Source organism: Streptomyces sp. MK37H (genome assembly GCF_018035285.1).
Classification (GTDB): Bacteria; Actinomycetota; Actinomycetes; order Streptomycetales; family Streptomycetaceae; genus Streptomyces; species Streptomyces endocoffeicus.
On the sequence record NZ_JAAAYH010000444.1, the window covers coordinates 1 to 7,175 of the forward strand.

Genomic DNA, 7,175 nt, shown 5'->3' on the forward strand with positions numbered 1-7,175 from the left:
CACCCCCGCCGCGGGAACGGCCGCCCCCGCCGCTCCGGCCGCGGGCGGCCAGGCGCAGTCCGGCCCGGTGCGGGCGGACTTCGTGGACATCCGCAAGGTGAAGCCGAACGTCAAGAACCCCCGCACCCGGGACAACGCCTCCCGCGGCACCTTCTCATCGCGCTGCGGACGCAATGAGAACAAGCACTTCAACTCGGACAACGTGATCGTCGCCCCCGGTGTGTCCAACGGCGCCCACCACATGCACGACTACGTCGGCAACCGCGACACCGACGCCTTCTCCACCAACGACGGCCTCGCCGCCGCCGGGACCACCTGCACCAACGGCGACCGCTCCACCCACTACTGGCCGGTCCTGCGGCTCCAGGACGGGACGAAGGAGGTCGACGCCGACGCGCCCGGCGGCGGCACCGAGGGCAACATCGGACGGATCCTGCGGCCGGCCACCGCGTCGATCACCTTCCGCGGCAGCGCGGTGTCCAAGGTCGTGGCGATGCCCAAGTTCCTGCGCATCATCACCGGCGACGCCAAGGCCTTCACCAACGGCACGGCCAACGCCAACGCCTCCTGGAGCTGCACCGGCTTCGAGAACCGGCAGCTCAAGGACAAGTACCCGCTCTGCCCGAAGGGCAGCAAGGTGGTCCGTACGTTCAAGTTCCAGAGCTGCTGGGACGGCAAGAACGCCGACAGCGCGAACCACCGCACCCATGTGGCGTTCGCGGACGCCAAGGGCGCGTGCGCCAAGGGGTTCAAGGCCATTCCGCAGCTGATCCAGCGGATCACCTACAAGGTCGCGCCCGGCTCGCTCTTCGCGGTCGACAGCTTCCCCGAGCAGTTGCACAAGCCGGTGACCGACCACGGCGACTTCATCAACGTGATGTCCGACTCGCTGATGAAAAAGGCCGTGAAGTGCATCAACACCGGGCGTAAGTGCGGCTGACGGCCGCTGCCCGCAAGGCCCGGTGCCCCGGCCGGACTTCAGATCCGGCCGGGGCACCGCCCATGTGTGGTTCAGTCCTGGGGCGTGCCCTTGGGCAACTGCCGCCACGTCACCTTGGTGTGGGCCCGGAAGGCCCAGTCGAGCATCTTCTTGGCGTCCGGGTAGCGCTTGGGCGCGTTGAGGATCACGCCCACGACGGTACGTCCGTCACGCTTCGCGGCGAAGACCAGGCACCTGCCGGGCGCCGTACCGGTGCCCGTCTTGATGCCGATCGCGCCGCTGTACGAGCCCAGCAGCCGGTTGGTGTTGTTCCAGTAGTACGTCCGGGTCCTGCCGTTGGCGGCCGGGGCCTTCTGGATGGTGTCGACGGACTTGACGACCGTGCCGAGGGTGGCGTTGCGCAGCGCGTGCCTGGCCAGCTTGGCCATGTCGCGCGGCGTGGTGTAGTTCTGTCCCCCCTCCGAGATGCCGTCGAAGGTGTCGTAGTGGGTCCTGGTCATCCCCAGCGCGGACGCCTTCTTGTTCATCTGCGCGATGAACGACTTGGTGCGCTTGGCGGTGGTGTCACCCGTGCCGAACGTGTCGGCGAGCGCCATGGCCGCATCGCAGCCGGACGGCAGCAGCAGTCCGTACACCAGCTGCTTGACGGTGAGCTTGTCCCCCTTCTGCAGGTCCGCCTTGCTGCCACCGACACGCGCGGGGTAGTCGATGTACGACTGCTTGACGGAGACCTTCTTGTTGAGATTCAGCCCCCGGCTGTCGAGCACCACCATCGCCGTCATGAGCTTCGTGGTGCTCGCCATCGGCCGCTTGGTGTCCGCCGCCTTGGCCCACAGCTCCTTGTTGGTGCCGTTGTCCATCAGATACGCGCCCTTGGCACTGACCCCCGACGGCCCGCGCGCGGCCTCGGTGGCCTGCGCGGCGGTCGCCGGCACGGCGACCGCCAAGGCCGCCGCCGAGGCGATGACCGCCGTCCCCCAGCGGCGGATCGCCTTACCCTCACGTCTTTCCATACGCCCTCCGTTTCTCCTATGACATGCCGGTGAATGTCCGGGCATGCGCGCATCGTCTCACTGGAGGGATGGTGACCGCGGTCCGGGGTGCCGACCACAACCAGTCGCGGGGGCCATCAACTACCGCTGGTGACCCACTCATAGGCCCGCCGGGTCTCGAACTCCGGCTGCCCGCCCCGGAAGAGCAGCCCCGCGGAGGCGAACAGCTCCCCGTCCGGAGACGGCCCGCCCGCGTACGGCACGGCAATACACCGCATCCCGGCCCGCCGCGCCGCCTCCACCCCGGGACCGGCGTCCTCGACCACCACACACTGCCCCGGATCGACGGCCAGCAGCCGCGCCGCGGCCAGAAACACATCCGGCTCCGGCTTGCCACGGCCCACGTCCTCCGCGGACACATAGACCGGCAGCAGCGCGTCCAGCCCCGTGGCCTTGAGCGCGGTCTCGATCGCGGAACGCGACGAGCCGGAGGCCACGACCAGCGGATGCCCGGCGGCCCTCAGCCGCTCCACGAAGGCCCGCATCTCGGGAAAGATCTCGGTCGTGGCCGCCAGCTCCAGATAATGCCGGTTCTTGACAGCGAGCAGCTCCTCCACGGGCGCCTCGATGCCGTACCGCTCGCGCAGCGTCTCCAGCGTCTCGCGGGTCCCGATCCCGATGAACTGCGTGTGCTCCTCCCAACTGAAGCCGGCGATCCCATAACGCTCGAGGGTCCGCCTCCCCGCCTCGTAGTACAGGGGCTCGCTGTCCACAAGCGTGCCGTCCAGGTCGAAGATCACGGCGGGCATGGTGCTCATGGGGACAGCATGCCAAGAGTTCGCTCGTGCTATCGCCGGAACTCCGCGTACGCCGTGCTCGGCGAGGGTCCGTGTGACGGCGTGTTGGTCTAGACCGCTCTGTTAGCGTCGGCCCCGAGCGGATACCGAACCGGAGCCGGCGGAAGGGGTAGTGCGGTGGGTGTGACAGGGAGTGGGTGGCGGGCGTATATCGGGTCGTTCACTTCGGCGGGTGGTGCCGGGGTCACCGTCGCTGATGTCGATGATGAGACGGGGGCGCTGCGGATCCGGAACTCTACGGATGTGGTCGTCAATCCGTCCTATCTGGTGGTGGCGCCCGGTGGGCGGGTGCTGTACGCGGTGAGTGAGACCGATGATGGGGCGGCCGCGGCTCTGGATGTCGGGCAGGATCCGCCCTCGTTGATCGGGGAGGCCGTGCCGGTGCTCGGTGCGGCGCCTACTCATCTGGCGCTTGCCGGTGGGCAGCTGCTGACGGCCAACTACGGGTCCGGCAGTGTCACGGCGCTGCCGGTGCTGGAGGACGGCCGGCTCGGGGAGGCGGTGGCCGTGCTGCGGCACGAGGGCAGTGGGCCGCATCCGGTGCGGCAGCAGGGGCCGCATGCTCATGCCGTGGCGGCCGATCCGTCGGGTGGCTGGCTGCTCGCCGTGGACCTGGGGATCGACTCGGTGCAGGTGTACGCGCTGCCCGGGCCGCGTCCGCATTGTGAGGTCCGGCTGCGGCCGGGGAGCGGTCCGCGCCATCTGGCGTTCCATCCGCGGGGCGACCGCGCGTATGTCATCAACGAGCTCGATCCGACGATCACGGCCTGCCGTTGGGACGCGGAGTCCGGCGTTCTGGAACCGCTGGGCGAGACCCGTCTGGTGCCCGAGGGCACGGACGTCGAGACCTACCCCGCCGAGGTCGTGGTCTCCGGGGACGGCCGCTTCGTATGGGCCACCAACCGCGGTCACGACAGCATCGCGACGCTCGCCCTCGATGCGTCGGGCGACCGCATGGAGCTGGCTACCACCACGCCCTGCGGCGGCCACTGGCCCCGCGATCTGACACTCGGCCCGTCGGGACGGCGGCTCTATGTGTCCAATGAGCGCTCGGGTGATGTCACCTGGTTCGACATCGATCCGTCGAGCGGGGTGCCGCGCCGTGGGGGTTCGGTTCCGGCCCCGGCGGCGTCCTGTGTGGTCTTCGGGTGACGCTCGTCGGGCTCATGTGAGTGGGGGCGGTGACCTTGGTGGTCACCGCCCCCACTTCGTCGTCCGTCGTCCGTCGTCCGTCGCGTCAGCGCATCGCGGGGGACGCCTGCTGCAGCGTGATGCCCAGCGCCGCCGCGTACTTCGCCAGCGCCAGCTTGCCCACGGCCGGGTAGTCGCCCAGCGCCTCGGCCGCCGAGCAGCCCGCCTCCTCGGCCGCCGCCGAGATCAGCTCGGTGGAGACCTCCGGGCCGATGAGGTACGGCGCGAGGGCGAGCCGCGCGGAGCCGGCCGAGCGCAACTGCTCGGCGACACGGAGGACGGCCCCGTCCTCGTCCAGCGCGGCGGCCATCACCGGCACCGCGAGGCGCGCGGAGAGCAGCATGCCGGTGATACCACCGGCCTGGGCCGCCTCCTCGCCGCCCACCGTGGCGAGGATGATGCCGTCCGCGGCGGTCGCGACCGTGAAGAGACGGGCGCGGTCGGCGCGGGCCAGGCCCGCCTCCGACAGACGTACGTGCAGGGCCTCGGCGAGCAGCGGATGCGGGCCGAGGACGTCGGTGAGTTCGGCCGCCGAGCCGCTGCTCATGACGGCCTGGCGTATCCGGCGCAGCTGGCCGCTGTCCGGGCCCGCGAGCAGCGGGACCACGACGGCCGCCGGGCCGTCCGTGGGCACCGTGGGAACGGGCGGGACTTCGTCGACGACCTCGCCCGCGGCCTCGGCCGCGGCGATCGCCTCCGCCGCCTCGTCGGCGAGGGCCTTGGCGGCCTCGGCCGCCTGCCGCAGACGCTCGGGGTTCTCCTGGGCGGCGCGCGTGAGTACTGCCTCGAGCTGCGGGAACTCCTCGCCGTCGCCGTCCAGGAAACCAATCTGGGCATCGAGCCCGGGCATCTCGGAGCGGGCGATGCTCAGAAGCTCCTCGGCCAGGCGCCGGGCACCGTCATTCGGCGCACCGGGGACGGCCAGCACCAGCGGAGGCGCGCCGAGAGGTACGGCGGCGGGCTCCGGTCGGCGGTGCCGTCCGGGCTGGCGGGGACGCGGCATTCGTACAGGCAGGCCGGACGCGGGCCCTGTGGGGGAGCTCATGGCGCCGCATGTTAGTCGCTCAATGGGCTCGGCTGTTCGGGAGGGGGTGACTGGGGGCATATGTCCCGCTCTGTCGACCGGGGTTGTGTGTTGATGTGCGCTCAGCGGCCATACTTGGTCGAAGAATCAGTCATGTGTCCGGAATAGTCGGTCATGGTGTTCGATATGGGTCGCCGGGTACTGGGCGCCCGTAGGGGACGCCCGTATGGGGCGCCCGGATCGGGTGTCCCGGGCGTCCTGCTTCGTGCCCGCGTCGTTTTCCGTACGGGGCGTGGGCTCAGACGACGCTGAGCAGCGCCGGGTCCCGCGGCAGTCGCAGTTCGTCCGCCGCCAGCGCCGCCGCGACGCACAGCGCCCCGTCCAGCGGGTCCCCGGCCGCCTCCGTGACCCGGACCCCGGGCAGCCGCGCCGCCAGCTCCTCGCGCACGGGCGTCAGCAGTGGCGCGCCCATGCGGAACAGCCCGCCGGTGAGCGCCACCTCGCTGGACACCAGCCGGGGGCAGACCGCCTCGGCGGCCTCGGCGACATGGCGGGCGGCGGTCCGCAGGATCGCCTCCGCGACCGGGTCCTCGGCGGCGCACCGGCCCACCTCGGGGGCGAAGGAGGCCAGGACGGCGGGGCGGTCGGGGCGCGGATACAGCTTCCCCGGCAGCCCGGTCGCGGGGCCGAACACGGCTTCCAGACGGGCCAGCAGCGGCTTCGAGCCGCCATCGCGCCCGTCGTACGCGCGCATCGCCGCCTCCAGGCCCGCCCGGCCGATCCACGCACCGCCGCCGCAGTCGCCCAGCAGATGGCCCCACCCGTCGGCCCGCCGCCAGCCGGTGGCGGCCCAGCGGGTGTCCCCGCCTGGGGCGGTGGCGTCCGGGCCGGATGCGGCGTCCGGGCCGGACGCACCGCCCGTGCCGGGTACGCCGCCCGTACGGGACGCACCGCCCGTGCCGGGTACGCCGCCCGTACGGGACGCACCGCCCGTGCCGGGTACGCCGCCCGTACGGGACGCGTCATCCGCGTCGGACACGCCGCCCGAGCCCTCCGCAACCCCCTCCGGCACCGCTCCCAGCGCGATCAGTCCCGTCCCCGCCGCGACCACCGCGCCGGGGCGCTGGCCCAACGCCCCGGCGTACGCGGTCACCGCGTCAGCCGCCAGGGCGAGTCGCCGTACGCCCAGGGCGTCGGCGAGCGCGTCCGGGAGCCCGGCGCGCAGATCGTCGCCGAGCGTGGCCATGCCCGCCGCGCCGACGCAGACCGCGCCGAGGCACCGGGCCCCGGCTTCGCGCAGCAGCTCCCGGGCGGCGGGCACGACCCGCGCCAGCAGGTCCTCCGCGTCGATGCCCCGGTCGCCGACGACGGCGGGCGTGGACGAGGACCACGTCAGCGGCGGCGAGGACCACTTCAGCGGGGTGGACGACATAGGCGCCGGGGACCCGGTCAGTGGGGTCTCCGCGGCGAAGCCGCCGTAGGCGTCCGCGCGGGCCACCCCCACCCGTACTCCCGAGCCGCCCGAATCGATCCCGAGCACATGTGTCGCCGCAGCGCCGGGCACCGTATCGGCCATCGGCTCAGCCGAATCCGCGCGAGTCCTGCTTGAGCGCCGTGTCCACGGTGAGGGCCGTGGCGATCACAAGGCTCAGCAGCGGATCGGGCAACTGGAGGTGGATCTGGAGGACGTAGTTGTCCGCCGTCGTGAACATCGTCTTCGCCAGGCCCTCCCAGGTCTTGGTGATCCGGGCGACCTCGCTGTCCGTGTGGTCGACGATGGCGAAGTTCCAGGCCCGCCAGTTCTCCGCCTTGATGGCGCCGACCTGCTGGCCGTTGACGTGGATGCCGAAGTTGATTTTGCCGAAGACGTTCTGCTGGACGATCTCACCGACCGGCTGTCCGTCCGGACGGGTCACCAGCACCTTGGACTTCACGAACTTCGCGGGCCGGGTGAGCACCAGATGCGGCTGCCCGTTGGCGTCGCGGATCTCCAGCCGGTGCGTCATGAACTGGTCGAGGCTCGAGACGAACCGCGCGACCTTCTTCAGCGTGCTCTGGCCGACCTGGACCACCGAACCGATGGTGCGCCCGTGCTGGTCGAAGACGCTGTACTCATTGGTGAGCTCGATCAGCTTGGCCTTCTGGTTCACCACCAGCACCGGTTCGGTGAA

At 71.4% G+C, this 7,175-nt stretch carries 7 protein-coding genes; 2 read left to right on the forward strand and 5 right to left on the reverse strand.

Annotated features, from left to right (window positions below; translation table 11 throughout):
* Positions 1 to 940, forward strand: a 940-nt coding sequence (locus tag GWI24_RS37220) for a DUF1996 domain-containing protein (protein ID WP_210950465.1), incomplete at its 5' end; no start/stop codon positions are given.
* Between the two features lie 71 nt (positions 941 to 1,011).
* On the opposite strand, the gene GWI24_RS37225 is transcribed toward GWI24_RS37220, so the two are convergent.
* On the reverse strand, positions 1,012 to 1,953 hold the full coding sequence (locus GWI24_RS37225; RefSeq protein WP_210950466.1) for a D-alanyl-D-alanine carboxypeptidase family protein: 942 nt from the start codon (positions 1,951 to 1,953) through the stop codon (positions 1,012 to 1,014).
* Between the two features lie 116 nt (positions 1,954 to 2,069).
* Positions 2,070 to 2,750, reverse strand: a complete 681-nt coding sequence (locus tag GWI24_RS37230) for an HAD family phosphatase (RefSeq protein WP_210950467.1) — start codon at positions 2,748 to 2,750, stop codon at positions 2,070 to 2,072.
* Positions 2,751 to 2,906: 156 nt separating this feature from the next.
* On the opposite strand from GWI24_RS37230, the gene GWI24_RS37235 reads away from it, so the two are divergent.
* On the forward strand, positions 2,907 to 3,941 hold the full coding sequence (locus tag GWI24_RS37235) for a lactonase family protein (RefSeq protein WP_210950468.1): 1,035 nt from the start codon (positions 2,907 to 2,909) through the stop codon (positions 3,939 to 3,941).
* An 85-nt stretch (positions 3,942 to 4,026) separates the two neighbouring features.
* On the opposite strand, the gene GWI24_RS37240 is transcribed toward GWI24_RS37235, so the two are convergent.
* The 3 genes from GWI24_RS37240 to GWI24_RS37250 all read right to left on the reverse strand — a co-directional run.
* Positions 4,027 to 5,025, reverse strand: coding sequence for a hypothetical protein (locus tag GWI24_RS37240; RefSeq protein ID WP_210950469.1), 999 nt, complete (start codon positions 5,023 to 5,025; stop codon positions 4,027 to 4,029).
* A 277-nt stretch (positions 5,026 to 5,302) separates the two neighbouring features.
* Complete coding sequence (locus GWI24_RS37245; protein WP_210950470.1) at positions 5,303 to 6,580, reverse strand: N-acetylglucosamine kinase; 1,278 nt, start codon at positions 6,578 to 6,580, stop codon at positions 5,303 to 5,305.
* Between the two features lie 4 nt (positions 6,581 to 6,584).
* A partial coding sequence (locus tag GWI24_RS37250) for an LURP-one-related/scramblase family protein (protein WP_210950471.1) occupies positions 6,585 to 7,175 on the reverse strand: 591 nt, incomplete at its 5' end.